27 protein-coding genes, 1 tRNA gene and 1 riboswitch are annotated in these 25,701 nt (G+C 70.6%); of the genes, 12 read left to right on the top strand and 16 right to left on the bottom strand.

Features of this window, described 5'->3' with window-relative positions:
* Nucleotide 1: 1 nt before the first annotated feature.
* Nucleotides 2–472, top strand: coding sequence for an ArsR/SmtB family transcription factor (locus ACZ7GX_RS06535; RefSeq protein WP_498773565.1), 471 nt, complete (start codon nt 2–4; stop codon nt 470–472).
* On the opposite strand, the gene ACZ7GX_RS06530 is transcribed toward ACZ7GX_RS06535, so the two are convergent.
* Nucleotides 457–1,389 carry an LLM class F420-dependent oxidoreductase gene (locus tag ACZ7GX_RS06530; RefSeq protein ID WP_498773563.1) on the bottom strand — a complete coding sequence of 311 codons (933 nt, stop codon included), beginning with the start codon at nt 1,387–1,389 and terminating at the stop codon, nt 457–459. The genes ACZ7GX_RS06535 and ACZ7GX_RS06530 overlap by 16 nt on opposite strands.
* A 48-nt stretch (nt 1,390–1,437) precedes the next feature.
* On the bottom strand, nt 1,438–2,082 hold the full coding sequence (locus ACZ7GX_RS06525; RefSeq protein ID WP_498774081.1) for a TetR/AcrR family transcriptional regulator: 645 nt from the start codon (nt 2,080–2,082) through the stop codon (nt 1,438–1,440).
* 131 nt (nt 2,083–2,213) lie between these two features.
* Between ACZ7GX_RS06525 and ACZ7GX_RS06520 the strand changes: the two genes are divergently transcribed.
* From ACZ7GX_RS06520 to lipA, 3 genes are read left to right on the top strand one after another with little or no spacing between them, the layout of a single operon-like run.
* On the top strand, nt 2,214–2,672 hold the full coding sequence (locus ACZ7GX_RS06520; protein ID WP_498773562.1) for a hypothetical protein: 459 nt from the start codon (nt 2,214–2,216) through the stop codon (nt 2,670–2,672).
* Between the two features lie 20 nt (nt 2,673–2,692).
* Entirely contained in the window at nt 2,693–3,634 is a 942-nt protein-coding gene (locus ACZ7GX_RS06515; protein ID WP_498773560.1) for an oxidoreductase, read from the top strand.
* Between the two features lie 15 nt (nt 3,635–3,649).
* Entirely contained in the window at nt 3,650–4,654 is a 1,005-nt protein-coding gene (lipA, locus tag ACZ7GX_RS06510; protein WP_498773558.1) for a lipoyl synthase, read from the top strand.
* Here the strand turns inward: lipA and ACZ7GX_RS06505 are convergent.
* Together ACZ7GX_RS06505 and ACZ7GX_RS06500 are read right to left on the bottom strand one after the other, a co-directional pair.
* Nucleotides 4,629–5,660, bottom strand: a complete 1,032-nt coding sequence (locus ACZ7GX_RS06505; protein WP_498773556.1) for a saccharopine dehydrogenase family protein — start codon at nt 5,658–5,660, stop codon at nt 4,629–4,631. The genes lipA and ACZ7GX_RS06505 overlap by 26 nt on opposite strands.
* A gap of 24 nt (nt 5,661–5,684) precedes the next feature.
* Nucleotides 5,685–5,975: a hypothetical protein gene (locus ACZ7GX_RS06500; protein WP_498773554.1), complete on the bottom strand. Its 291-nt coding sequence runs from the start codon at nt 5,973–5,975 to the stop codon at nt 5,685–5,687.
* Between the two features lie 429 nt (nt 5,976–6,404).
* Here ACZ7GX_RS06500 and ACZ7GX_RS06495 point away from each other — a divergent pair, with 429 nt between their 5' ends.
* Nucleotides 6,405–6,809, top strand: a complete 405-nt coding sequence (locus tag ACZ7GX_RS06495) for a TIGR04141 family sporadically distributed protein (protein WP_498773552.1) — start codon at nt 6,405–6,407, stop codon at nt 6,807–6,809.
* 5 nt (nt 6,810–6,814) lie between these two features.
* Here the strand turns inward: ACZ7GX_RS06495 and ACZ7GX_RS06490 are convergent, their stop codons facing one another.
* Nucleotides 6,815–7,255 carry an Lrp/AsnC family transcriptional regulator gene (locus ACZ7GX_RS06490; protein WP_498773550.1) on the bottom strand — a complete coding sequence of 147 codons (441 nt, stop codon included), beginning with the start codon at nt 7,253–7,255 and terminating at the stop codon, nt 6,815–6,817.
* A gap of 80 nt (nt 7,256–7,335) precedes the next feature.
* On the opposite strand from ACZ7GX_RS06490, the gene ACZ7GX_RS06485 reads away from it, so the two are divergent.
* Nucleotides 7,336–8,193, top strand: coding sequence for an MOSC domain-containing protein (locus ACZ7GX_RS06485; protein WP_498773548.1), 858 nt, complete (start codon nt 7,336–7,338; stop codon nt 8,191–8,193).
* Nucleotides 8,194–8,254: 61 nt separating this feature from the next.
* Here the strand turns inward: ACZ7GX_RS06485 and ACZ7GX_RS06480 are convergent, their stop codons facing one another.
* The 5 genes from ACZ7GX_RS06480 to ACZ7GX_RS06460 form a co-directional block, all read right to left on the bottom strand.
* Nucleotides 8,255–8,758, bottom strand: a complete 504-nt coding sequence (locus ACZ7GX_RS06480; RefSeq protein WP_498773546.1) for a flavoprotein — start codon at nt 8,756–8,758, stop codon at nt 8,255–8,257.
* 144 nt (nt 8,759–8,902) lie between these two features.
* Nucleotides 8,903–9,217, bottom strand: coding sequence for an HNH endonuclease (locus ACZ7GX_RS06475; protein WP_498774079.1), 315 nt, complete (start codon nt 9,215–9,217; stop codon nt 8,903–8,905).
* Complete coding sequence (locus ACZ7GX_RS06470) at nt 9,196–9,717, bottom strand: hypothetical protein (RefSeq protein WP_498774098.1); 522 nt, start codon at nt 9,715–9,717, stop codon at nt 9,196–9,198. The genes ACZ7GX_RS06475 and ACZ7GX_RS06470 overlap by 22 nt, the downstream gene beginning before the upstream one ends.
* A gap of 224 nt (nt 9,718–9,941) precedes the next feature.
* Nucleotides 9,942–10,856: a phosphotransferase gene (locus tag ACZ7GX_RS06465; RefSeq protein WP_498773544.1), complete on the bottom strand. Its 915-nt coding sequence runs from the start codon at nt 10,854–10,856 to the stop codon at nt 9,942–9,944.
* Nucleotides 10,856–12,091, bottom strand: a complete 1,236-nt coding sequence (locus ACZ7GX_RS06460) for a helix-turn-helix domain-containing protein (protein ID WP_498773542.1) — start codon at nt 12,089–12,091, stop codon at nt 10,856–10,858. Before ACZ7GX_RS06460 ends, ACZ7GX_RS06465 begins: the two co-directional genes overlap by 1 nt.
* Nucleotides 12,092–12,283: 192 nt before the next feature.
* Here ACZ7GX_RS06460 and ACZ7GX_RS06455 point away from each other — a divergent pair, with 192 nt between their 5' ends.
* Both ACZ7GX_RS06455 and ACZ7GX_RS06450 read left to right on the top strand, forming a co-directional pair.
* Nucleotides 12,284–12,853, top strand: a complete 570-nt coding sequence (locus ACZ7GX_RS06455) for a bifunctional DNA primase/polymerase (protein WP_498773539.1) — start codon at nt 12,284–12,286, stop codon at nt 12,851–12,853.
* Nucleotides 12,850–13,122, top strand: a complete 273-nt coding sequence (locus ACZ7GX_RS06450; RefSeq protein ID WP_498773537.1) for a hypothetical protein — start codon at nt 12,850–12,852, stop codon at nt 13,120–13,122. Before ACZ7GX_RS06455 ends, ACZ7GX_RS06450 begins: the two co-directional genes overlap by 4 nt.
* 148 nt (nt 13,123–13,270) lie before the next feature.
* Here the strand turns inward: ACZ7GX_RS06450 and ACZ7GX_RS06445 are convergent.
* The 3 genes from ACZ7GX_RS06445 to ACZ7GX_RS06435 form a co-directional block, all read right to left on the bottom strand.
* A tRNA-Val gene (locus tag ACZ7GX_RS06445) sits at nt 13,271–13,342 on the bottom strand.
* A 40-nt stretch (nt 13,343–13,382) separates the two neighbouring features.
* Entirely contained in the window at nt 13,383–13,841 is a 459-nt protein-coding gene (locus tag ACZ7GX_RS06440; protein ID WP_387488623.1) for a peroxiredoxin, read from the bottom strand.
* Between the two features lie 106 nt (nt 13,842–13,947).
* A complete protein-coding gene (locus ACZ7GX_RS06435) occupies nt 13,948–14,379 on the bottom strand; it encodes a DUF3052 domain-containing protein (RefSeq protein ID WP_498773535.1) in 432 nt (143 codons plus the stop codon).
* A gap of 294 nt (nt 14,380–14,673) precedes the next feature.
* Between ACZ7GX_RS06435 and aceE the strand changes: the two genes are divergently transcribed.
* From aceE to ACZ7GX_RS06420, 3 genes are all read left to right on the top strand, one after another.
* Nucleotides 14,674–17,424 (top strand): pyruvate dehydrogenase (acetyl-transferring), homodimeric type, encoded by a 2,751-nt coding sequence (gene aceE / locus ACZ7GX_RS06430; RefSeq protein ID WP_498773533.1) that lies wholly within the window; start codon nt 14,674–14,676, stop codon nt 17,422–17,424.
* 159 nt (nt 17,425–17,583) lie between these two features.
* Nucleotides 17,584–19,578, top strand: a complete 1,995-nt coding sequence (locus ACZ7GX_RS06425; RefSeq protein WP_498773531.1) for a substrate-binding domain-containing protein — start codon at nt 17,584–17,586, stop codon at nt 19,576–19,578.
* A gap of 2 nt (nt 19,579–19,580) precedes the next feature.
* On the top strand, nt 19,581–20,816 hold the full coding sequence (locus ACZ7GX_RS06420; RefSeq protein WP_498773529.1) for an extracellular solute-binding protein: 1,236 nt from the start codon (nt 19,581–19,583) through the stop codon (nt 20,814–20,816).
* Here the strand turns inward: ACZ7GX_RS06420 and pnuC are convergent.
* The gene (gene pnuC / locus ACZ7GX_RS06415; RefSeq protein WP_498773527.1) at nt 20,813–21,445 is read right to left on the bottom strand and encodes a nicotinamide riboside transporter PnuC; all 633 of its coding nucleotides are present in this window, start codon (nt 21,443–21,445) and stop codon (nt 20,813–20,815) included. The two genes, ACZ7GX_RS06420 and pnuC, sit on opposite strands and share 4 nt — an antisense overlap.
* 51 nt (nt 21,446–21,496) lie before the next feature.
* Nucleotides 21,497–21,620, bottom strand: a riboswitch (FMN riboswitch).
* Between the two features lie 143 nt (nt 21,621–21,763).
* Here pnuC and ACZ7GX_RS06410 point away from each other — a divergent pair.
* Nucleotides 21,764–23,011 carry a phytase gene (locus ACZ7GX_RS06410; protein WP_498773525.1) on the top strand — a complete coding sequence of 416 codons (1,248 nt, stop codon included), beginning with the start codon at nt 21,764–21,766 and terminating at the stop codon, nt 23,009–23,011.
* A 65-nt stretch (nt 23,012–23,076) separates the two neighbouring features.
* On the opposite strand, the gene ACZ7GX_RS06405 is transcribed toward ACZ7GX_RS06410, so the two are convergent.
* On the bottom strand, nt 23,077–23,895 hold the full coding sequence (locus ACZ7GX_RS06405; protein WP_498773523.1) for a mechanosensitive ion channel family protein: 819 nt from the start codon (nt 23,893–23,895) through the stop codon (nt 23,077–23,079).
* Between the two features lie 223 nt (nt 23,896–24,118).
* Nucleotides 24,119–25,630: an alpha/beta hydrolase gene (locus ACZ7GX_RS06400; protein ID WP_498773521.1), complete on the bottom strand. Its 1,512-nt coding sequence runs from the start codon at nt 25,628–25,630 to the stop codon at nt 24,119–24,121.
* Between the last annotated feature and the right edge of the window lie 71 nt (nt 25,631–25,701).

Here is a 25,701-nt window from a genome sequence, read left to right as displayed (position 1 = left end):
GATGGACTTGGTGCAGCGACTTGCCGAGCTGGAGCAACGCGTGGCCGCGTTGGAGGGCGGCGCGCGGCAGGCGCTCCCGTCGTCGGACGAGGACGGCGGCGAGTTCGGCTACGGCGGGCAGGTCGCGGTGGGCGACGGCCAGGTCTCGTGGCGGATGGAAGTGACGCCGGAGCGCGCGCTGTCGTTGCCCGACCGGCCCCGGATCGAGGTGCTGTCGGCGTTGGCGCACCCGGCGCGGGTGGAGATCGTGCGCGCCCTGCTCGCCCGGGGCGACCGACCCGCGACGGCGTTGCAGGAGGCGGCCGGGCTGGGGTCGACCGGCCAGCTGTACCACCACTTGAAGGCGTTGACGGCGTCCGGCGTGGTGGAGCAGGACAAGCGCGGGAGCTACCGGCTGCGGCCGGCCGCCGTCGTGCCCGTGCTCGTCCTGCTCACCGCCGCTTCGGACGTCGCCGGTCAGCTGCGCAGCTGAGGCGCGACGGCCTCCGCGATCAGCTCCACGTGGTCGAGGTCGGCCAGGTCGAGGACCTGGAGGTAGGCCCGGCTGATGCCGGTCTTCTCGCGCCACGAGCCGAGCTTGTCGACGACCTCGTCCGGCGTGCCGGCCAGGCCGTTCTGCCGCAGTTCGTCGACCTCGCGGCCGATGACGGCGGCCCGGCGGGCGACCTCGGCGTCGTCACGCCCCACGCACACCACCAGGGCCGCGGAACGGGTGATCTCCGCCGGGTCGCGGCCGATCTCGGCGCACGCCGCGTCCACGCGCGCCAGCACCTCGACGGCGCTGTCCATGGGCTGGAACGGCAGGTTGAACTCGTCGGCGAACTTCGCCGCGAGCGCGGGCGTGCGCTTGCGGCCCGTGCCGCCGACCACCACCGGGATCCGGCCCACGGGCTTGGGCAGCGCGGGCGAGTCGGCCAGGGTGTAGTGCTTGCCGTCGAAGTCGTAGGTCTGGCCGGCGGGCGTGTTCCAGAGGCCGGTGATGATCTCCAGCTGCTCCTCGTACCGCTCGAAGCGCTCGCGGGTGGCGGGGAACGGCAGGCCGTACGCGGTGTGCTCGGCCTCGAACCAGCCCGCCCCGAGGCCGAACTCGACCCGGCCGCCGGACATCTGGTCCACCTGCGCCACGGAGATGGCCAGCGGGCCGGGGTGGCGGAAGGTGGCGGCGGTCACCAGCGTGCCCAGTCGGATCGTCTCGGTGTCGCGGGCGAGGCCGGCGAGCGTGATCCAGGCGTCCGTCGGGCCGGGCAGGCCGTCGACGCCGCCCATCTTGAGGTAGTGGTCGGAGCGGAAGAACGCGCCGTAGCCAGCGGCCTCGGCGGTGCGCGCCACCGCCAGCAGCTGGTCGTAGGACGCCCCTTGCTGGGGCTCGGTGAAGATGCGGAGTTCCACCCCGCCGACGCTAGTCGGCCGCGCGGGAGGCCCGCGATCCGAGCGTCTTCACCGGCGACGTGACCGTGATCGCTTCTCCTCGACCGCGACGGGCGCGGGCACGTCCCGGACGCGCAGCCCTTCGACGACGCGAACGATGGTGCGTTCCACCTCGGCGCTGGCCTTGCGCGGGTCCGACGCGCCGGCGATGGTGCTGGCGCCCGCCGAGAGGGCGCCGAACAGCAGGCGGCTCATGGTCTCCACGGGGAGCTGCTCCAGCTCGCCGGACGTGACCAAGACCTCGATCGTGGAGCGCAGCAGGCCGTAGCTGAAGTGCTCCTCGGCCTCCCGCCAGCGCTCCCAGCCCATCACCACCGGCGCCTCGTGGATCACGATGCGCTGGTAGGCGGGCTCCAGGCAGACCCGGACGTACGCGCGCAGGCCCGCGATGGCGGTCTCCCACGGGTCGCCGGGCGCGCTGACGATCTCGCCGAGCTTCTCGATGAACTTGGTCTCCACCGAGTCGAAGGCGGCCTCGAACAACGCCTGCTTGCCGCTGAAGTGGTGGTAGAGCGCGCCCTTGGTGAGGCGGGCCCGCTTCGCCACCTCGTCCAGCGAAGTGCCCGCGTACCCGCGTTTGGTGAACAGCTCGACGGCACTGTCCACGAGGGCCTGCCTCGTCGACTCCGAGTAGTCCAACCGCCTCGACCGCACTGTCACCACGTTCACAACCGTACGACATACCGGCGGTACGTACTCGTGGTATGTTCGCCTCATCGGCCATACCGACGGTATGCCACAGACCTGAGGTATGACGCCGGTCACCACGAGAGGAGGGCGTGATCATGAGTTGGTCCGACTTCTACCGGCGGCGCGACGCTCTGGACGCCGTGCTCCGCGCCGCGGCGGGGGATCCCGCGGCACCCCTGACGTTCGACCGCGACCTGTTCGCCACCGAGGAAGACCTGCTCCTGGCGTTGCACTACCGCTGGATGCAGCAGCTCACCGGACGGCTCGGCGCGGCGCTGGAGGACAGCGACGACGACCGCGTCGAGACCGTGGCCCGCACGTGGCGCGCGCTGGCCGCCGAGCAGCCGGTGCTGCGCGCGGTGCTTGACGCGCACCTGACGTCCGCCGAGGCCGTCGAGCGGGAGCAGCGGATGCTGGCCCTGACGGCGGGCTTGGCGGAGCTGTCCGAGCCGAGCGCGGAGATCGCCCGCGTCGGCGCGGCGTTCGCGGGCCTGCTCCGCACCCGACCGGCCGTCGTGGCGGGCAGGCACCGCAGGCTTGCCAAGAGCGCCTGAGCGCCTGGTAGGTGTTGAGCATGCCGAAGTGGAACGCCCGGAAGTGGGACACCGCGGACATCCCGGACCAGGGCGGGCGCACCGCGCTGGTCACCGGGGCCAACTCGGGCCTCGGCCTGCGCACCGCCGAGGTGCTGGCGGGCAAGGGCGCGCACGTCCTGCTGGCCTGCCGGTCCCCCGAACGCGGGCAACGCGCGCTGGAGCGCGTGCTCGCCGGCGGCGGCAAGGCCGAGCTGGTGCCGCTGGACCTGGCCGACCTGTCCTCGGTCCGCTCGGCCGCGGCGCTGGTGCGCGAGCGCACCGGTGACGCGCTGGACGTGCTGGTCAACAACGCGGGCGTGATGGCGGTGCCGCTGGGGCGCACCGCCGACGGCTTCGAGCGCCAGTTCGGCACCAACCACCTCGGCCACGCCGCGCTCACGTGGCTGCTGATGCCCGCGTTGCGCACGCGGCCGGGCGCGCGCGTGGTCACCGTGTCCAGCCTGGCCCACCAGGCGGGCCGGCTCGACCTGGCCGACCCGAACTACGAGGTGCGCCGGTACACGTCGTGGGGCGCCTACGGGCAGTCCAAGCTGGCGAACCTGCTGTTCATGAGGGAGCTGGACCGGCGCACCCGCGCGGCGGGCCTGGACGTGACGTCCGTCGCGGCCCACCCCGGCGTCACCGCGACCGAGCTGAGCGCCAACATGGCGCGGGCCCAGGGCAACGCGCTGCTCGGCCTCGGCGCCAAGATCAGCGACTTCTTCTCGCAATCGGTCGAGGTGGGGGCGTTGCCGCAGCTCTACGCGGCGACGTCGCCGGACGTCGAACCGGGCGGCTACTACGGGCCGGACGGGTTCCGGGGGATGCGCGGCCACCCGGCGCCGGCGGGGTCGACGACGGCCGCCCGTGACGACCTCGCGGCGAGCCGCTTGTGGGACCTGACGGCCGAGCTCACGGGCGTCGCGCCCGACCCCTCGTGACGTAGGGTTGAAGTCGTGACCGTCGTACCTGAAGGTCGGAAGCTGCTGCGGCTGGAAGTCCGCAACAGCCAAACGCCCATCGAGAAGAAGCCCTCGTGGATCAAGACCAAGGCGAAGATGGGCCCCGAGTACCGGGAGCTCAAGGGCCTGGTCAAACGCGAGGGCCTGCACACGGTGTGCGAAGAGGCCGGTTGTCCCAACATCTACGAGTGCTGGGAAGACCGGGAGGCCACCTTCCTGATCGGTGGCGAGCAGTGCACCCGTCGCTGCGACTTCTGCCAGATCGACACCGGCAAGCCCGCCGACCTGGACCGCGACGAACCGCGGCGGGTGGCGGAGTCGGTGCAGGCCATGGGGCTGCGCTACTCGACCGTGACCGGCGTGGCGCGTGACGACCTGGCCGACGGCGGCGCGTGGCTGTACGCGGAGACCGTCCGCCAGATCCACGAGCTGAACCCGGGCACCGGCGTCGAGCTGCTGATCCCGGACTTCAACGCGGTGCCCGAGCAGCTGGCCGAGGTGTTCTCGTCGCGGCCCGAGGTGCTGGCGCACAACCTGGAGACCGTGCCGCGGATCTTCAAGCGCATCCGGCCCGCGTTCCGCTACGAGCGGTCGCTGGAGGTCATCACCGCGGCCCGCGAGGCCGGCCTGGTGACGAAGTCCAACCTGATCCTGGGCATGGGCGAGACGCCGGACGAGGTCACCGAGGCGTTGAGCGACCTGTACGACGCGGGCTGCGAGATCATCACCATCACGCAGTACCTGCGGCCCTCGCCCCGGCACCACCCCGTGGAGCGGTGGGTGAAGCCGGAGGAGTTCGTGACGCACAAGGAGACCGCCGAGGGCATCGGGTTCTCCGGTGTCATGGCCGGTCCCCTGGTCCGCTCGTCCTACCGCGCCGGGCGGCTGTACGCGCAGGCCGTGCAGAAGCGCGGCGACGTGCTGCCGGAGAACCTGCGCCACCTGCTCGAGGCGGGCAGCGCGGCGCAGGAGATCACCTCACTGTTGTCGGCTCGCTGACCACCACGCCGTCCAGCGCTCGGACGTAGTCGGAGCCGAACGCGCTGGACGGCGTGTGCGCGCCGGGGGTCGTGCCGGCGAGGCGTTGCACGGCTCGGACCACCGAGTCGGCGGTGAGGTCGTAGGCGTTCGGCCCGGTGAGCGCGGCGCGGACCCGGTGGCCCTCGTCGTCCCAGACCTCGCCGAACACCTCGCAGCGGGTCTTGGCCCTGGTCGCGGCGCTCGGGCCGCCGATGCGCCCGGCCAGCGCCCGGCCGAGCCGTTGGGCCAGGTCGGTGCGCAGCAGCGGCGCGGTGAGCGGCTGGAGCTTGCCCAGCACGCCCGGGATCGTGGTGAACGTCGTGACGTTCGGGATGCCGGTGGACCGGTAGGCCGTGCTCACGTCGCCCCACGGGATGGCGCCGACCTCCCTCGGCCGGTCGCGGAAGTGCGCCGTGCGTCGACGGTGGCCGAGCCGGACGCCGCGGATCTCGCCGTCCACCCGCGCCCGTCCCCCACCGCCCGAGCCTTCGACGGCGGTCAGCGCCGTGCCCGTGCTGGCGCCGCCCTGGACCACGAACGCGAGGTCCAGGTGCGTGGCCGTGGGCAGGGCGTCGTGCAGCATCGCGGCGAGGCAGTCGGTGGGGACGACGTCGAACCCGGCGCCGGGAAGCAGCACCACGCCGGCGCGCTTCGCCTCCTCGTCACGCCGGCTGACGGCCTCGAACACGTCGATCTCGCCGGTGATGTCGACGTAGTGCGTCCCGGACTCCAGGCAGGCGTCCACCATCGGCCTTGAGGTGGACGAGAACGGCCCGGCGCAGTGGGCGACCGCGTCCACGTCCCGGAGCGCTCGCGCCGCGTCCCGGAGGTCGAAGACCCGGTGCTCCAGCCCCAGCCGTTCGGCGAGGGGCCGCACCTTCGCCGCGTCACGCCCGGCCAGCACCGGCCGCAACCCGCGTCGCACGGCCAGTTCCGCGACCAGCGTGCCGGTGAACCCGTAAGCGCCGTAAACCATCCACGTCATGCACTAGAAGCTACTCGCAGGTAGCTAAGCCGACGACCGGCGGCGCACCACGACGCTCCCGACCACCAGCAACGCACCCAACACGCAGACGGGAGCGGCCCAGGCCAACCGCTCCAGACGCAGCCGGCCGCAGATCTCGAGGAACGCCGCGCCCTCCGCCTCGACCGCGACGCGGTCGAACCCGAGGCCCACGCTGTTGCCGCAGGAGACGGAGAACCCGGACGGCGAGTCGGTGGACAGGGGCAGCAGCATGATCAGCAACCCGGCCAGGAAGAACGCAACACCGACCACCGCGGTGACGGCCCTGGGCGACATGCGAAGAAGTTACGTCTTCGACCCGCCCCGGCATAGGGGGATGCCACATAGGGGGATCCGGTGAGCAGCCCCTAATGGGCCATCCGGCCTACCCGGGGCAAGCGGCACGTCGGTGCGCCGAACGGTCGTACGAGCCGCCGGCCCGATCAGTCGAACCATTCGCGAGAAAGGACGACTTCAGGAAATCTTCAGCACACGACCACCGTCGCAAAACGATAATCACACCATCGAGTGACTTGCTTTCCGATGGCACCACCCAATACGCCCAATGCCGCACCTCAGCGTGCATCTTCGCACCTCATCGCCCGCACCGGGCGGTCCCGCCGCTGAACTCAGACCCCTTGCCGCTCGCCGATCGACTTCACCATTCCACCCGTCCAGGGGTCACGGTTATTGCACCTCCGCCGCCGAAAAGGAGTTCCGACCGCCGTGAACAGCGTTGACGACCGCACCCTGCTGACCGCCCTGGAACGCCGACTGGCCGCCGCGCTGGGCGGCAGCACCCGGTTCGGCCACCTCGCCCTGCGCTGGCCCGCCGCCGCGGCGAGACGGGCTGGCACCACGGTCGCGTTCCGCACCAACGACGTCGGCGGCTACGGCCCGATCCCGCTCGACCGGACCCTGGACGTCACCACCGTCACCACCCGCTTCGCCCAGATCCCGGAGTTCGCCCGGACCGACGAGCTCAAGCAGTCCCGGCTGATCCCCTGCGCCGACCACGAGCGCGAACAACTGCTCACCGCACCGATCCCGATGGACCGCTGGATCGCGTTCGAGACCACCGTCGGGGGCCGCACCTACCGGCTGCGCGAAGGTCGCTGGCACACCGACTGACCGCGTCACGGCTCGTGCTTGACGGTCTTCATGCTCAGGTGGGAGTCGACGCGACCGATGCCGGGCGCGTCCTCCAGCCGGTCGGTGACGAAGCGCTCGAACGACTCCAGGTCCGCGGTCGCGACCCGGAGGAAGTAGTCGGGCAGGCCGAACATCCGGCGGAACTCGACCACCTCGGGGAAGCCCGCGACCACTTCCTCGAACCTGGCGACGGTGGCCCGGTCCTTGACGACGAGGTCGACGTTGACGATCACCTCGAACGCCCGGCCGGTCCGGACCGGGTCGACGCGGGCGTGGTAGCCGGTGATGACGCCGTCCTGTTCGAGGCGGCGCACCCGGCGCAGGCAGGGCGCCGGGGTCAGGCCCACCCGGTCGGCCAGTTCGGCGTTCGTGAGCCGGGCGTCGGAACGGAGCTGCTCGATTATTGCCCGGTCGATGCGATCCATATCGAATCATTGCCGAAACCGCAGGCGCTGGACAACATTCGGCAATCGTGTTGCCCGGCGTTGCGGCTAGCGTTGCCGCCATGGCGACGATCTCCGCGCTGTACCACTACCCGGTGAAGGGCTGCGCCGGGCTCAGCGTGCCGACCGCCGCGCTGGGCCGTGCGGGCCTCGGCCACGACCGCCGCTTCCTCGTCACCGACCTCACCGGCACCTACCGGTCCCAACGCCGCGACCCACTGCTGGCCACCATCCACCCGGCCGTCGACGCCGAGCACCTCACCCTCTCCGCACCCGGCGCGGGCACGATCCGGGTGCCGGTCGACTCGACCGCGCCACGGCGGCCGGTCACCCTGTTCGGCCGGCCGTACACCGGGATCGACCAGGGCGAGGACGTCGCCACCTGGCTCACCGCCGTGCTGGGCAAGCCGAGCAGGCTGGTGCTCGCCCCACCCGAACACCACCGCGTCACCGACGGCCTGACCCCGGGCACGTCCGCCTACGCCGACAGCTGCCCGATCCACCTGATGTCGACGGCCTCACTGCGCGACCTGAACACCCGGATCACCGCCCACGGGGGCCAACCGGTGCCGATGAGCCGCTTCCGCCCGAACATCGTGGTCGACGGCTGGGACGCCCACGAGGAAGACCACACCCTCCGCCTGACCGCGGGCGACGCCGAACTGGGCTACGCGAAACCCGCGATCCGCTGCGTCGTCACCACGGTCGACCAACCAACCGGCACCAAGTCCGGCCCGGAACCACTGCGCACCCTCGCCACCTACCGCCGCCGGGCCGACGGCGTCGCCTTCGGCGCCAAGCACGCCGTCCTCCGTCCCGGCCACCTCTCCGTCGGCGACGTGCTCATGACCCTCGAACGCACCGAAACCGACCTGTCGGCCCCGACCGTCACCGAACAACCGAGCAGCACTTACGCCTGACCGACGAACACCCCAACGAATGAACATGTTTGTGAACGCCCTCGGCAATGCCGGCGATCAACTAATCGACCGCGTCGAGCGCCAGGCGCCACGGATAGTCGGCCATCACACTGCCGCCGGTCCTCGGTGGGTGCGGTCGGAAACCACCTTCGCCGAACAGCACCTTCACGCCGGACGACCGCAACGCGTCGATGCTGCGGTGGAGGACGGGGTTGGCGGCGAGGGCGGTGTTGACGAAAGGCAGGACGGCGATCGGCACGCCGAGTCCGGTGAGTTCGGCGAGCTGCGTCAGCACGTAGGTGTCGGCGATACCGGCCGCCCACTTGTTGATCGTGTTGTAGGTGGCGGGCGCGACGACGACCGCATCGGCACGAGGTAGCGCCGACTGCCCTTGGCGCTGGTAACCGGTCCGGACGGGGTGGCCGGTGAGGTGTTCGACCTTGTCCAGGTCGAGAAAGTGCTCAACCGCGGCGGGCGTGGCGACGCAGTGGACCGACCAGCCCCTGTTCCGGGCGAGGTCGATGGCGACGTCGATGCGATCGGCCGGGCCCGCCCCGCAGACCAACAGGTACAGGACACGTTCGGTCATGCGAGTACTCCGGCTCGGTGGGCCAGCTGACGGACTTGGCGGGCGGGCTCACCGGTGGTGGTCGACAGCAGGGTGCGCACTGTGACAGGCACTTTCGTTGAAGCTACCGCCCTAGTACCGCTAGCCAATCACATCACGATGGTAAGCAAGCTGCTCGGGGTCGGGACGATGCCCGTCGACCACAATCAACCTCTCCCGACGAACGCCGTTTCTCCACACATTCCACCGATCATCTACGATCAGGGCGCCGCCATCAAAAAGAGTGTGACAGTTAGGGCAGAGACAGAGCACATTCGAGATCACATCCGTCCCATGATGCCCTCCCCCCAGAGGGCGGATGTGCGCCCCTTCGGAGTAACCCTTACCCTTGATTTCCAGACGCTCGTGATCGTACAACTCCTTCACATATCTACTCACCGTCGTATCCCTCGACATCCGCTTAGTGGTCGACAGATAGCTGACCGGCTCAGCGACTCCCGCCGGGAGAGCTGACGGATCGACCGAAACGTCTTCGACCACCGATGATCCGCTTCCATCAGCATCGGGAATCCACCGAACACACGCGGCCCGGGGTGCACGTGGTCCGGCCGGGGCGGGCTGCCGGCCAACATGCGACAGTATCTTTCCTGGAGGAAGAGCATGTCGTTGTCCGGATGGCGATAGTCGATCTCGAAATCCAGGTCCTGCAGAGTCTTGACAGCGTTCAATCCGCTTTTGGGGTACGACCCGAACGAGACCAGTGCCAGGTCACGACCACGCATCCCTTCTGCATGCGCGATGGCCGTTGCCATCACACCGCTCAACGGATAACGCCTGTCTTCGTCGCGAAGGAAGTAGACACCCCGCCCTGACGTATGCCGCAAAGACGCTCCTCCACCATGTGCGTCCAGGACCATGACGGCGGCGAGCACATCGATTTTACGCACAACTGCCATCGCTCGAACATAGCGGAAACAACCTCATGGATGCAGTCGACACGCTGACCGCTGGAACACCCATGGACGTATCGCCGAGCGGGGACGCCGTCGAAAGAGCAGAAAGAACGGTTGACGTATCGAGCCCGTCGTCTTCCCCATGTGAGATCGAGACCACCGTTTCCACTGCTGATCGCCCGGCAACGCAGGGTCCTGACGGGCAGCAACCGCATACGGTGCAGCACCTACAAGATCGACCATCGCAAGTTTTCGCCCGTCTCCAATGCCGCGATCCGCCGGTGCACCTCAGCCGCTTGCGACGACTCGACGGCCGACTTCCGGGCATTGGTCGCCACCATCCGCAGCTCGCGCAGGTCGCGCAGGACGGCGAACCCGTCCCAGACCCGGATGTCACGCCCGTAGCGGGCGCAGAAGGCCTCGTACTCCCGCTCGGGGAAGCCAAAGCGCCGGCAGTGCACCTCGATGGTCACCAGGTCCCACTCCACCGGTCCGATCGCCGCGCTGTCCCAGTCACATAGCACCGCCTGGTCGTTCACCTCGTCCCACAGCGTGTTCCGATGCTGCGGGTCGCCGTGGATCAGGCGGGGTGGGCCGTCGAAGCGAAGCCTCGGCACCGCATCGACCAAGTGCCCCCAGCGTCGCAACAGGATGCCGCGCTCGTGCGCCGAGATGATCGTGCTCGCCTGAATCGACCTGTGGATGGCGCCGAGCGCATCGAGTTCCGGTAGCGGCAGCGGTGGGAGCGACACCTCGTGCAGGGCCCGAAGCGGACCCGCGATGTCACCAGCCGCAATCTGACGGGTCGGTGGCAGGTAGCGCCACAAGGTCACGCCGCACCCAGCCACGTCGAGCGGCTGTGTGATCCAAGGCAGCAGCTGCACCGAAGGCACACCGTGGTCGATCACCCACTCGACCAGCGACACGACCTCTGCTGTGTGCCGGATGTCCGGTCGCGCCACCTTGACGATCACCGGCTCGGTGACGAGTCGGAACACGGCGTTCGTCTGGTGTCGGAGAAGCTCGGCACCAGTGGCATCGAGCCCCACTCGTGCGCAGACGGCTTCAAGGACCAACCGGGTGCGCTCGGGTGTGAAGGTGGCTTCGGTGAGCCGGGGAAGACGGTGACCGGCGAGCGCCATCAGATGGTGCTCTCCTGTGCCGTGACCAGTTCGCGCAGCTTCCGCGCTGCCGGCCGCTGCTGCTCGGCCGCTGGGATGGCGGCGACGACGTCCAGGGCACGTGTGAGCACGATGCGGGTGCGGTGCTCGCTCGGCATCTGCTGCAGGGTGGTCACGGCCAGCTCGCAGGCACCTTCGGCGTCACCGCGGCCGGCTTCACCGACCGCCTGGTCGAGCCGGATCAATGCCGGGTCGATGGCTATGGCCGGATCCGCGCGGTACCGATCCAATGCCTGGGCTTGGACGTGGCGAGCACGGATGATCTCACCCAGGTACGTGAGCGTGCCGGACAAGTAGAGCAGCAGACGCTTGTCGTTGAACTGGAATGCCGCATCCGTCGTCGGCTCATCGAGCTGCTCGACCACCTGCTGCGCACGACGCATCGCGCGCTCTGCACCTTCACGGTTGCCGAGACGAGCCAGCGCCCGGCCTTCGGCTGCGGCGGCCAGGGCGACAGCGCTGCAAATCGTGCGTGGCAGGAATGCCTGCGCCGCCTGAGCGAGAACTACGGTCTGTTCCAGCCGACCGTAGTAGTACGGCAACATGGCTTCCTGCGCACGCACCTGTGCCTGAAGCCGGGGATTCGCCGTGTCGTCGGCGGCAAGTCGGGCGGTGCCGTACCAGTAGCGAGCGCGGCCGATCTCCCCGAGCTTCATCAGGGCATCGGCGCTCAGGAGTCCGAGGGCCGCGGTGGCCTCGGACAGCCGAGCCTGCACTCCTGCCGGCTGTCGCTCGGCCGCCAGCGACTGGACCTCGACCAGATCCGGCACCACTGCGTGCAGCACCAGGACCGGAGGTGTGCGGGTGTAGGTCGTGACGTGCCCCGCCACCCGTTCCTCGATCAGATCGAGTCGCGCAACCGACGCCAAGCCGGTGGAGAGCGTGTGGTCGACCAGCAGCCGAGTGCGATCGAGCACGTTCATGAGCGTGGGCTCACCCTGGTCGATGTCGAAGCTCAGGACCGCCGGGGTGGAGGCAACGACCGGGGCGTCTGCGTCCAGCAGGTCCGCCAGCTCGCTCGACGACACGTCCAGCACTTCCACGAGCTTCGGCCGCACATGAGGCAGCGGCTCGCTGTCGCCGGATTCCCAGCGCCGGACCGTGGACGAGTCGACGCCCAGTGCTTCGGCCAGGCCTTCTTGGGTGTAACCCGCCGCGCGTCGCGTCCTGGCGAAGCGTGTTCGTTTCGCTGCCATCAGCCGACCTCCGAGAGATGCCGCCTCCACCGTAGCGGACGGCAATTTCGCAGAGTCCAGAGTCGACGCGCGGTCAATGCGCGGTCAATGCACGCCTCGTGCGCTGTTCGCCCGACGTTCATTGCGATTCGCTTGGCGACGAGGCATCCGTTGCGTCAAGGGAAGCCCGGTCGACTCACCCGAAGGAGAACCATGTTCAGTGATCAGGACGCGCAGTCATCCACAATGCAAGCTGCGCTGAATTATGCAGCTTTCGGGTGGCCCGTCATACCCGGAGCGATCTGGCACGACGGGCACTTCGCCCACCCGGCGGACGAACGCCCCGTCACCGATCCTTGCCTCAGGCCGACCGAAGAGGCGACCACGGACGCCACCCTGGTGCGGGAGTGGTGGTCGGCACCCGGTCTGCACGTGCCCAACGTCCTCGCCGTGACCGGCCCACGCCTGGGCGCGTTCATGGTGGCCGAGTCGCTCTTGGTGGCGCTGGCGGACAACTCCTGGTTCGCCGCCAAGCCGACGCCGGCGCTGGCCTTCCCGAACATGCCACTCGCCTACTTCCTCGTTCGGCCGCCGATGCCATCGGTAGTGCTGAGCGATCACGCACGAGTGCTCGATCCGGGGACCCCCATGCCCGTGCCACCGAGCGCCCTCGGTGACACAGCGGCGACCTGGCTGATCACTCCTGAAGAGGCGGGCAACGCGCTGATGGTCGGCGACGACCTGGCCGCCCGCATCGAGGCTCTAGAGAGGAAGACCGCGTGAACGAGTTGATGTACGAATTGGCGGCTGGTGAAGCCCCGCGACTGTTCGCCATGGTCGAGGAGTACGGCGACGCGGAAGAGTTGCGCGTCGCGGGCTACGGCTTGGCCTACGAGGCCCGGGTCGAGGTGAACTCGGTGGAGGGGGACTTCCACCTCGGTTCCCAAAGCCCGGAACACGCACGGACCCTGTTCGAGATCAGCTCGAAGTCGGCCGGAGTACGACAGGTGCACGTCGTCTGGCTGGACAGGGACCCGAAGCGCGCAATCTGACCACCGGAGGCTTGCCGGGCGAAGCGAAGGCGCGAAGCGCTGAAGCGCCGCCCGCCAACGTGGGGGCCAGGGGCGACAGACCCGGCGGGGGTCCGGGGGCGGAGCCCGCCGGGCGGGGCGCGGGGGTTGCACCCCCGCACTAGCACAGTGGGCGCGGCAGGATTCGAACCTGCGACCGCTCGGGTGTAAACCGAGTGCTCTTCCGCTGAGCTACGCGCCCCCGAAGCGCCGGCCGGCTCCGCGACCGGCGCCGGACGGTATCAGGACAAGGCTGCCACGGCCTTCTTCCACGCCTCCTGGTCGCGCGGCTCACCGGGGGCGTTCACCTCGGCGTAGCGGACCACGCCGGCGGTGTCGATGAGGAACGTGCCGCGGTTCGCCAGACCCGCCTGCTCGTTGAACACGCCGTACGCCTGGGCCACCTGCCCGTGCGGCCAGAAGTCCGACAGCAGCGGGAACTGGTAGCCCTCCTGGGCCGCCCACGCCTTCAAGCTGAACGGTGTGTCCACCGACACACCGATGACCTGCACGTTCTCGTCCTCGTACGCGGCCAGCTCGTCGCGCACCTGGCACAGCTCGCCGGTGCAGATTCCGCTGAACGCGAACGGGTAGAACACCAGCAGCACGTTGCGCTCACCTCGGAACGAGGACAGCGTCACGGGCTGCTTGTTGTAGTCGTTGAGCGTGAAGTCAGGTGCCTGCGCGCCGACCTCGACCATGCAACCCTCCACTGGAACCGTGCAACCCGAAGAACGGGCTCCACCCGATCGGGGAGCCCGCCGTCGAGCCTAGGGCATGTCCGGCGGTCGGCGTGCCTGGTCGCGGTCAGCGCTTCGTCTTGGCCGACTTCGGCGCGACGAGCCTGATCGCGGACCAGTCGCCGCTCGCCGGGATGTTGGAGGTCTGGGCGAGCCCCGCGGTGGACACGGCCTCGGCGATGTCACTCGGCTCGACGTGACCGGACCGGCCTGTCTTGGGCGTCAGCACCCAGATCACGCCGTCGTCGGACAGGGCGGTGGTGGCGTTGATCAAGGCGTCGGCGAGGTCGCCGTCCTCCTCGCGCCACCACAGCAGGACCACGTCCATGACCTCGTCGGAGTCCTCATCGAGCAGATCACCGCCCACCCGCTCCTCGATCGCGGCACGGAGGTCGTCGTCGACGTCCTCGTCCCAGCCGATCTCCTGGACCACGCTGCCCGGTTCGATCCCGAGCCTGTCGGCGACACCGATCTTGCCGGCGTCTTCCGCGGCGACCACGGCTTCCACTCCTCCAAGTACACAAGAGCGGCAGTCGGGGTACGACTGCCGCGATGTCACTACCAGTCGCGGCTAGCGAACACTGTCAGCCCCACCACGCGCAACCGTAAGGGCCAAGACACGCCGCATCGGGTACCCCCGAGTGAGGTGCCCGGACGGCATGAGGCAGGCTCTGCACACCTCCTATTCGCGCGCGCGAGAGAAACGATCCAGAGTTACTCACCGGTAGAGGTGACGGGACCGTGACTGTCGGGCGACGATGGAGTTGAGAAGACCCCGGAACGAGGAGATCCCTTGGCCCCGCAGAACCCCCCCGAGCGGGTACGCGTCATCCGTGACGGTCTGGCCGCCCACCTCCCCGACATCGACCCGGAGGAGACCGCGGAGTGGCTGGAGTCGTTCGACGCCGCGCTCAAGGGCGGCGGGCAGCAGCGCGCCCGCTACCTGATGCTGCGGCTGCTCGAGCGGGCCAGGGAGAGCCACGTCGGCGTCCCGTCGCTGACCAGCACGGATTACGTGAACACCATTCCCACCGAGCGCGAGCCGTGGTTCCCCGGCGACGAGGAGGTGGAGCGCCGCTACCGGGCCTGGATCCGGTGGAACGCGGCGATGACCGTGCACCGCGCGCAGCGCCCCGGCGTCGGCGTCGGCGGTCACATCTCGACCTACGCGTCGTCGGCCAGCCTCTACGAGGTCGGCTTCAACCACTTCTTCCGGGGCAAGGACCACCCCGGCGGCGGTGACCACGTGTTCGTGCAGGGCCACGCCTCTCCCGGCGTGTACGCCCGCGCGTTCCTCGAGGGCCGGCTGTCCGCCGAGCAGCTCGACGGCTTCCGCCAGGAGTTCTCGCACGCGGGACCGGGCGGCGGCCTGCCGTCGTACCCGCACCCGCGGCTGATGCCGGACTTCTGGGAGTTCCCCACCGTGTCCATGGGCCTCGGCCCGATGAACGCGATCTACCAGGCGCGGTTCAACCGCTACCTGCGCGACCGCGGTATCAAGGACACGTCCGACCAGCACGTGTGGGCGTTCCTCGGCGACGGCGAGATGGACGAGCCGGAGTCGCGCGGCCTGCTGCAGGTCGCGGCGAACGAGCAGCTGGACAACCTGACCTTCGTGGTGAACTGCAACCTGCAGCGCCTCGACGGCCCGGTCCGCGGCAACGGCAAGATCATCCAGGAGCTGGAGGCGTTCTTCCGCGGCGCGGGCTGGAACGTCATCAAGGTCATCTGGGGCCGCGAGTGGGACTCGCTGCTGCACGCCGACCGCGACGGCGCGCTGGTCAACCTGATGAACACCACGCCGGACGGCGACTACCAGACGTACAAGGCCAACGACGGCGCCTACGTCAAGGAGCACTTCTTCGGGCGCGACCCGCGCACGAAGGAGCTGGTCGCGCCGATGTCCGACGACGAGGTGTGGAACCTCAAGCGCGGCGGGCACGACTACCGCAAGGTCTACGCGGCGTACAAGGCGGCGGTGGAGCACCACGGCCAGCCGACGGTCATCCTCGCCAAGACCATCAAGGGCTACGGCCTGGGCCCGCACTTCGCGGCGCGCAACGCCACGCACCAGATGAAGAAGATGACCCACGAGGACCTGAAGCTCTTCCGGGACAGCCTGCGCATCCCGATCGAGGACAAGGACCTGGACCCGTACCTGCCGCCGTACTACCACCCCGGCAAGGACTCCCCGGAGATCCAGTACCTGCTGGAGCGGCGCAAGCAGCTCGGCGGGTTCGTGCCGGAGCGGCGGACCAAGTCCAAGGCGCTGGTGCTGCCCGGCGACAAGGTCTACGACGTGATCAAGCGGGGCTCGGGCAAGCAGGAGGTCGCCACCACGATGGCGTTCGTCCGGCTGGTCCGCGACCTGGCCAAGGACCCGGAGATCGGCGGCCGGATCGTGCCGATCATCCCGGACGAGGCGCGCACGTTCGGCATGGACTCGATGTTCCCGGCGCAGAAGATCTACAACCCGAACGGGCAGATGTACACCTCCGTGGACGCCCAGCTGATGCTGGCGTACAAGGAGAGCGAGCAGGGCCAGATCCTGCACGAGGGCATCAACGAGGCCGGTTCGACCTCGTCGTTCACCGCGGCGGGCACGTCCTACGCCACGCACGGCGAGCCGATGATCCCGATCTACATCTTCTACTCGATGTTCGGGTTCCAGCGGACCGGTGACGGCCTGTGGGCGGCGGCGGACCAGATGGCGCGCGGTTTCGTGCTCGGCGCCACGGCCGGTCGCACCACGCTGACCGGCGAGGGGCTCCAGCACGCCGACGGGCACTCGTTGCTGCTGGCGCACACCAACCCGGCCGTGGTGGCGTACGACCCGGCGTGGTCGTTCGAGGTGGCGCACATCGTCAAGGACGGCCTGCGGCGGATGTACGGCGAGAACGCCGAGAACATCTTCTACTACATGACCGTCTACAACGAGCCGTACCAGCAGCCGGCCGAGCCCGAGGGCCTGGACGTGGACGGCCTGCTCAAGGGCCTGTACCGGTACCAGGTGGCGCCGGCGCAGGCCGGGCCGCGGGCCCAGCTGCTGGCCTCGGGCGTGGCCATGCCGTGGGCGGTCAAGGCGCAGCAGGTGCTCGCCGACGAGTGGGGCGTGCAGGCCGACGTGTGGTCGGCGACGTCGTACTCGGAGCTGCGGCGCGAGGCGGTCGAGGTCGACCGGCACAACCTGCTGCACCCCGACCAGGAGCCCCGCGTGCCGTACGTCACGCAGGCGCTGGCGGACGCGGCGGGTCCCGTGGTGGCGGTGTCGGACTGGATGAGCGCGGTGCCGGACCTGATCCGGCCGTACGTGCCGACCGACATGACCACGCTGGGCACCGACGGGTTCGGCTTCTCCGACACCCGGCCGGCGGCGCGGCGGCACTTCCTGGTCGACACGGAGTCGATCGTGGTGGCCACGCTGGCGGCGTTGGCCAAGCGCGGCGAGATCCAGCAGTCGCTGGTCGTGCAGGCGGCCCGGAAGTACAAGATCGACGACGTGAGCGCGGCGGGCCCGTCCACGTCGGACGCCGGTCTGGCCTGATCGTCACCCTCGGGGGCGGCACGCGTGGTGACGCGGCCGCCCCCGAGGCGTGTCCGCAGTAGTGCGGCCGACCAGCGGAACTATCCGCTTTGCCGCTGCGGGATGTGATCCGCCCCATAGACTTGCCCCCACAATCCGGCGTTCCAACGAGGGGTCGGGGTGGGGACGCAGCCGCAGCACGCGTTGCACCGCACGGTCGTGGTCGTCGACGTGTCCGCGTTCGGTCGGCGGTTGCGCGTGCCGCAGGAGGAGATCAGGCGCGGGCTGTACGCGGCGCTGGAGGCGGCGTTCGACGACAACGGGCTGGACTGGTCGGCGACCCACCACGAGGACCGCGGCGACGGCGTGTTCGTGCTCGTGCCGCCCGACGTGCCCAAGAGCCGGGTGGTGGACGGCGTGCCGCACGCGTTGCTCGGCGAGCTGCGCCGGTACAACGCGACCCGCAACGAGGACGCCCGCATGCGGCTGCGGATGGCGATCACGGCGGGCGAGGTGCAGCACGACGAGCACGGCGTGGTCGGCGACGAGGTGACGCTGGCGTTCCGGCTGCTCGACTCCAAGCCGCTGCGGGAGGCGCTGGACGGCTCGACCGCGGTGTTCGCGCTGATCGTCTCCGACCGGTTCTACGACGACGTGGTGCGGCCCGACCCGGCGCTGGACCCGGAGTCGTTCCGCCGCGTGAGCGTGGACGTCAAGGAGGTCCACGGGCGCGCGTGGCTGCACGTGCCGGACCGCGCCGCGCCCGCCCCCGCGCCGAAGCCGAAGAAGGCGCCGCGCCGACGCCCCAAGCCGCCGTGGGCTCGGCTCGGGCTGACCGTGCTGCTGGTCGGGGCGGGCGCGGTGGACGCCTTCGGCGCGCGGCCGCCCGTCGTGCCGCCCTGCCCTCCCCCGGTCCAGTTGAACGTGCTGGTGTCGGCCGAGAAGGAGGCGGTGGTCCGCTCGCTCGCGCTGGAGCTGGAGAACGACTCCGCGGGCTGCAAGGAGTTCAACGTCCTGGTGTTCACGGGCAAGTCGTCCGACCAGGGCGCGGCCGAGGCGCTGGGACGCGGCTGGCAGCCGGGCGACCTGACGGCGGAGGGCCCCGAGCCGCACGTGTGGCTGCCGGACAGCACCGCCGAGGTGCGGGCGATCGAGGACGCCCTGAGCCGGCGCTCGGACGTGGAGCTGCACGTCCGGGCGGGGGTGGCGCTGTCGCCGGTGGTGCTGGGCGCGTCGGAGGAGCTGGCCGGGCAGATCGCGCCGGACGACGAGTTCGAGTGGCGGCACGTGGCGCGGCCCGCGGCGGTGGACACGACCTCGGGCGTCGGCCTCCTGGCGGCGTCCGCGTTGGCGCAGGCGGAGCTCGGCCCGGACCTGGACTCGCACCGCGCGGCGCGGGTGCTGCACGACATCACCCGGCGCACGAGCACCGACGCGCCGTGCGTGGGCGACGTGGCGCTGGTCGGGTCGGAGCAGGCGGTGGCGCGCACCGAGGGCTGCCGGGTGCTCTACCCCCGCGACGGCGCGCTGGTGCTGGACCACCCGTTCGTGGAGGTCGCCCGGCCGCAACGGCCGAACCCGCGGCGGCAGCGGATCGTGCAGCGGCTGCTGGAGCACCTGCGGTCCCCCTCCGCGCAGGACCAGTTCAAGCGCGCGGGGTTCCGCGACCTGGCCTGGAACGTGATCGCGCGACCGGGTTCGGGCGTGCGGCCGGACCGACCGCAGGCGCTGTCACCCCAGCTCGACCCGAGGGAGGTCCGGGAGGCGTGGGAGGCGGCGAGCAGGCCGCGGGTGATCGGGGTGGCCGGTGACGGCTCGGCGGCGGCGGACCTGTTCGCGTCCCGGGTCCGGACGTTGGCCGGTCCGCGTGACCGGGTGGTGACGCTGCCGTTGACAGAGGGCGTGTTCGAAGCGGGCGCCGCGCAGCACGCGCACGTCGTGGTGCTGGTGTCGGCGACGCAGGTCCCGTCGATCCCCAAGACCGCCGGCGGTCCCGTCCGGGTGGTGGCCGTCGGGTTCACGGAGGGCGCGTGCGCGGCCTCAGCGCCTCTCTACGAGGCCGCGCTGGCCCACGGAGGGCAGTGCCAGGGGATCTTCGACCGGAACGGCTCCGGGGCCACTCAGCGCCAGGAAGACGCCCTGGACGCCATAGCGCGCGCTGCGTGGGGAGGGTGACCTTGATCCGTGTCCCGCTGTCGCTGGTGGCGCTCCTGGCGCTCCTGGCGGCCTGCACGACCCCGGTCCGGGACGACGCGGCGGACGGCGTCGGGCCGATCACGTTCGTGGACGGCCGCGACACCACCGCGGACCGGCAGGTGCACGAGCTGGTCGACCGCTGGAACGAGCGGGCCAGCAGGCGCGAGCAGGTGGAGTTCGTGGAGATGCCGACGTCCACCGACGCGCACCGGGCCCAGCTGACCGCGCGGTCGCAGGACCTGAAGGGCGTGCGCGGCAGCCCGGAGTGCTACGACGTGATGGCCGTGGACACGGTGTGGACGGCGCCGTTCGCCGCGGCGGGGCACCTGGAGCCGCTGGACCCGGCCGAGTTCGACGTGGGCCGGATGCTGCCGGAGTCGGTGAACGCGGCGAGGTCGCCGGACGGGGGCGAGCTCTGGGCGATCCCGTGGCGCAGCGACGCCGGGTTGCTCTACTACCGCAAGGACGTGCTCGCGGAGGAACGGGTGGACCCGCCGACCTCGTGGCAGGAGCTGCGGCGGCAGGCGAGCGAGATCGCGCCGCACCACGACCTGGACGGCTTCGTCGGCCAGTTCGGGCGCTACGAGGGCCTGGTCGTGAACATGGCCGAGGCGGTCTGGGCGCACGGCGGCGACCTGGAGCGCCTGGACGCCGCCGAGACCAAGGCGGGCGTGCGTGCCGTCGCCGACGGCTTCGCGCAGGGTTGGATCCCGCGCGAAGCCCGCGACTACGACGAGCTGGCCTCGCTGGAGGCGTTCCAGTCCGGTCGGGCGCTGTTCATGCGCAACTGGCCGTTCGCCGGGCCGGTGCTGGACGGCGACGAGTCGGAGGTGCGCGACAAGTGGGGCAAGGTGGCGCTGCCGTGGCCCAGCGCGCTGGGCGGGTGGAACCTGGCCGTGTCGCGGTGCTCGGCGAACCAGAAGACCGCCCGCGAGTTCATCAAGTTCATCACCCGCGACGACAACCAGCGGCGCATGAGCAGGCTCGCCGGGTGGGCGCCCACCTCCCGCGCGCTGTACGAGGAGCCGGACCTGGTGCCGCGCGAGCTGCGGGACAGCCTGCTCGGCGCCCGGATCCGACGCCCGTCGCCGCACTACGACGAGCTGACCGGCGTGATGCAGGAGAGCCTGCACCACGTGCTGGACAACCCGGACTCGGTCGACCAGTCGCTGGACCAGCTCGCGGACGACCTCGCCAGGGCCGCCGAGGGCCGTTAGGCGGTGGCGGCGGCGACGCGCCTGGTGGTCTGCTTCGCGGCGCGGTTCCAGTCGATCCAGCCGCGGATCACCAGGACGGCGAAGACCGTGTAGACGAGCGCGCTGAACCACAGCCCGGACTGGATCTGCAACGGCACGCCGATCGCGTCCACCACCAGCCACACCAGCCAGAACTCGACCAGGCCGAGGCCCTGGAGGGTGAAGGCGAGCACGGTCCCGACGAAGATCGCGGCGTCCGGCCACGGCGCCCACGAGGCGTCCAGCGCGTCCAGCAGCAGCGCGAACGCGACCGTGCCGAGGACGAAGGCCGCCGCCACGGCGAGGCGTTCCCGCGCGGTGCCCTTGCGGACCACCACGCCGAACACCGGGTCGCGCCGGCGCGTCCACGCCCACCAGCCGTAGAGCGTGATCAGCGCGATCACCACCTGGCGCGCGGCCGTGCCGCCGAGCTGCGCGGACACGTAGACCACGAACAGCAGCGCGACCGAGACCAGCTGCACGGGCCAGGTCCACAGCGAGCGCTTCTGCGCCAGGTACACCACGACCAGCGCGAAGACCTGGCCGATGAACTCGGCCCAGGACACCTTCTGCCCGAACACCGTGAAGCCCTGCTCCATCAAGACGTGCACCGCGTCCTCCATCCCCGACAGGCGTCCCCGGGGCATGGCAGGCCGACGGCACACGCGCGCCTCCCATCCGGACTTTCACCGTCGGCCCCGGAATTCCACCGGATCAACCGCCCTGGTGGGCGGGTCGCGGGCTGTCACCGCCGGTTCGGATTTCCACCGAGCCCCGGAGCGCGTGTCTCTCATTGCGTCGGAACATCATCTCGCCCGGAACTGTTCCTGGGGTGATCGACGGCACAGTGCGCACGATCCGAGAACGCACCCACTCGTGGTCATCTCGACTTCAGCGCCGGTACACCGGCGGCCGGTAGCTTCCGCCGAATGCGAATCCTGCTCATGGCCGCGGTGGTGCCGCTGCTCATCGCCTCTTCACCCGGGCCGGACGTGGTGGTGCCGGTCGCGCAGACCCGCGCGTTCGTCGACGACGCGTCCGGGCTGCCGGCCAACGCCGACGCCGACGACCCGGCGATCTGGGTGCACCCGCGCTCGGCCCGGCAGAGCGTCGTGCTGGGCACGTTGAAGGAGGGCGGGCTGGCCGCGTTCGACCTGGCCGGTCGGACCCTCGGCACCTACCCGGCGCCGCTGCCGCCGACGCCGGAGGCCAAGCCCGGCCGGTTCAACAACGTCGACGTGCTCGGGCGGGTGCCGGTCGGCGGGCGTTCCCGGGACCTGGCGTTCGTCAGCGACCGCGGCCGGGACCGGATCCGGGTCTACGAGATCGACGGTCGCGGCGCGGCGGCGGGTGCCGCGGTGGTGCGGGACGTGACCGACCCGGGCGCGCGGCCGGTGTTCTCCTCGTCGGAGGAGGAAGTGGACGACCAGCGCACCGCCTACGGCCTGGCGGCCGGGTTCGTCGGCCGCACGCCGGTCGTCGTGACGAACCGGCGCAACGAGACCAGGGTCGCGTTGCTGCGCGTGACGGCGGGCCCGGGCGGTTCGGTCGGCACGGCGGTGGTGGCGGCGCTGGACCTGCCGTCGTCGTTCCCGCTGCCCGACGGCACGACCTGGACGCCGTGCGGCGAGCCGGGTGAGGGCCCCCAGTTGGAGGGCATGGTGGTCGACTCCGAGCACGGCGTGCTGTACGCGGCGCAGGAGGACGTCGGCATCTGGCGCGTGCCGCTGCGGGCGACCGGTTTCGGCACGCCCGCGCTGATCGACAAGGTTCGCTCGTTCGGGGTACCGCAGACCTACGACCCGGAGACCGAGGAGTGCTCCGTCTCCGGCGCCGACCCCGGCTTCGGCGGCCGGCACCTGACCGCCGACGCCGAGGGGCTCACCGTCGGCGACGACTACCTCATCGCGTCCAGCCAGGGCGACTCGCGGTTCGTGGCCTACGAGCGGACCGGCCGCAACTCCTACGTCGGCGAGTTCGTCGTCGGCGCGGGCCGGGGCAACGACTCGGTCGAGCACTCCGACGGCGCGCACCTGGTGACCGCCGACCTCGGGCCCGCCTACCCGGAAGGGCTGCTCGTCGTGCACGACGGCGAGCGCACCCCGACCGCGGGCGACCTGCCGACCACCGGCTTCGCGTACGTGAGCTGGGAGGACGTGCTCGACGAGCTGGACTGACCGAGAACGCCGACAGGCCGCCGCCCGTGCTACCGGGTGGCGGCCTGTCGGCGTTCTCGGGGGTGTCAGCGCCCTTCGGGGCGGGGCGGCATCTGCATGCCGGCGGGCGGGGTCGGCGGGTCCACCGGGCCCTGCCTGGACGGGCGGGCCGCGGCGGTCACGGGCTCCTGCGCGCGAGCCGTCGCCGAGTCCTCCGCGCGACGCGGGGCGGGCGTGATGTGCGCCGACTCCTCCTGGATGCGGTTGAGCCAGCCCTCCCAGCGCTGCTGCATCGGGCGGATCAGGCCGCCGCCGACGCCGATCACGATCACGCCGCCGACCGTGGCCAGCACCGTGATGAGGACCGGCATGGTGACCGCGACGGCGATGCCGAGCTGGTTGAGCGCGGCGATGACACCGAGCGCGACGATGAAGCCGTACGTGATGTTGCCCAGGATCCGCGCGTACGGGCGGCCGCCCAGCGCGCCGGTCACCAGGCCCTTGAGGGCCTTGCCGATCGCGGCGGCGACGAGCACCAGGACGATGGCCACCACGATGCGCGGCAGGTACGCGATGACGTCGTTGAGGAGGGCGCTCACCGCGTTGCCGGTGCCGAACACGCCGAACGCGAGCTGCAGGGCGATCAGCAGCACGAAGTAGTAGACCAGCTTGACGATCAGGTTGGAGGCGTCGATCGGGGACTTCGACATCGCGCCGCCGAGGCCGGACCGCTCCACGAGCCGGTCGAAGCCGACCCGCTTGAGCAGGAACCCGACCGCCTTGGACAGCGCCTTGGCGATCAGCCACCCGATGAACAGCACGACCAGGAAGCCGAGGAGTTTCGGCACGAACGTGGCCACCATCGTCCACGCCTGCCCGAGTCCTTCGGTGATCTGGGTACCCACGACGACCCTCCTTCGCTTTCGCTTGTGGTCGAGATCGTTTCTCAGCCCGCATCACCCGGCAACCTGAAGTGGTGGCACGAAAGGGTGACTGACGTGGCGGTTCTCGCGTCGGCAGTCCAGAGTGGAATCACCGGTGGGGACCGGGGAGAGGGAAACGCCCGGCGCGGAGGTTCTCGCGCCGGGCGTTTTCGCGTCTCGTGCTCGCCTGGGTGGCGGTCTCGATTCAGAACAGGGCGGACAGGCCGCGGCCGGCGAGGTAGGCCTGCACGTGCGCCGCCGAGGTCGCCTGGTTCACGTCCGGCCGCGGGTCGCCGGGGCAGTTGGAGCTGCTCGGCGGCAGCACGCCGTCGATGAGGTACCGGTTGACGGCCCGGTCCACGCACGCGTTGCCGCTGCCGTAGACGCCGTGCTTGCCCTCGTCCCGCACGGTGACCAGGTTGTGCCCGAGGCGTTCCGCCATGGCCGGTCCGCTCTCGTACTGGGTCTGGGTGTCGCCCTCCGCCTGCACGATCACCCCGACGGGGTAACCCTCGCGCTTGAGGGTCACGGGGGGCTCCGGCGGCGTGAAGCTCCGGAAGGCGCACGTGGTCGGCGCCGCGCGCAGGACGCCGAAGCCGTACGGGTAGCGGTCGCGGAAGACCCTCATGTCCTCGTAGTACGTCTCGAGGTCGGTCGGCCAGTCGACCTCGCACGTCACCGTGTGGAACACGCCGGAGACCAGCTCCTCGCGCGCCTCGCCGGCCATCAGCGCGCCGGACTCGGACGACGAGCCCGCCTTCAGCCCGGCCACCAGCACCGCGAGCTCGGACCACAGTGGACGGTAGCGCGCGCCGACGCCGACGGCCGCGTCGAAGCGGGTGCGGTCCTGCTCGCCGACCGGGGCTTGGGCGAGGGTCGTCGCGACCGCCTCGACGGTGCCCACCACCTCTTCGGCGGTCGCGCCGAGGGCGAACCGGGCGTGGTGCTCGGCGACCCAGGCCGACCACGCCTCGACGTTGCGCCGGTACGCCACCGCCTGCGCCCGGAACTGCTCGCGCCAGACCCACTCCGGGTGCACGGCCGAGTCCAGCACGCTGCGGTCCAGGCGCGCCGGGAACAGCGTGCCGTACACCGCGCCCAGGTAGGTGCCGTAGGAGTAGCCCAGGTAGTTGATCTTCTCCTCGCGCAGCACGGCCCGCACCACGTCGAGGTCGCGCGCGGTGTTGGCGGTGTTGACGAACGGTCGGATGCCGCCGGCGGAGCGGTGGCAGGCGTCCTCGGCGGCCTGCGCCTCGGCGGCCCACTTCGGGAACTCGGAATCAGCCGGTCGGGTGTCGATGGTGGCCAGTTCCGGGACCGTGCGGCAGTTCAGCGCGGTCGACCCGCCGACGCCGCGCGGGTCGAACCCGATCAGGTCGTACACCTTCGCCAGCTCGCTGCCGGCCAGGAACGACGGCATGCCCAGGCCCGAGCCGCCCGGACCGCCCGGGTTGAGCACGAGGACGCCGCGCCTGCGGGCGGGCTCCAGGGCCTTCTTGCGGCTGATGACCAGCGATATCCGCTCGGCGCCCGGTCGTGCGTAGTCCAGCGGCAGCACCAGTTCGGCGCACTCCAGCTGCTGCTTGCAGGCCGACCAGGTGAGCTGCTGGGCGTGGAACTCGGCCAGCGGATCGCCGCGCTCCGTTCCGAACGACGGCACGACCGCCGTCGCCAGCACGGCGGCGACCACCAGGCCGACTGACATGTACCTGCGCACGAGACCCTCCCAGGCGAGCCGGTCAGAACGCCACCGACGGTAAGGGGATCGGCGCGGAGCGTCAGGGCGTG

It is taken from the genome of Actinosynnema sp. NPDC037264 (assembly GCF_055603705.1).
This window is presented reverse-complemented; position numbering and strand designations above follow the sequence as displayed.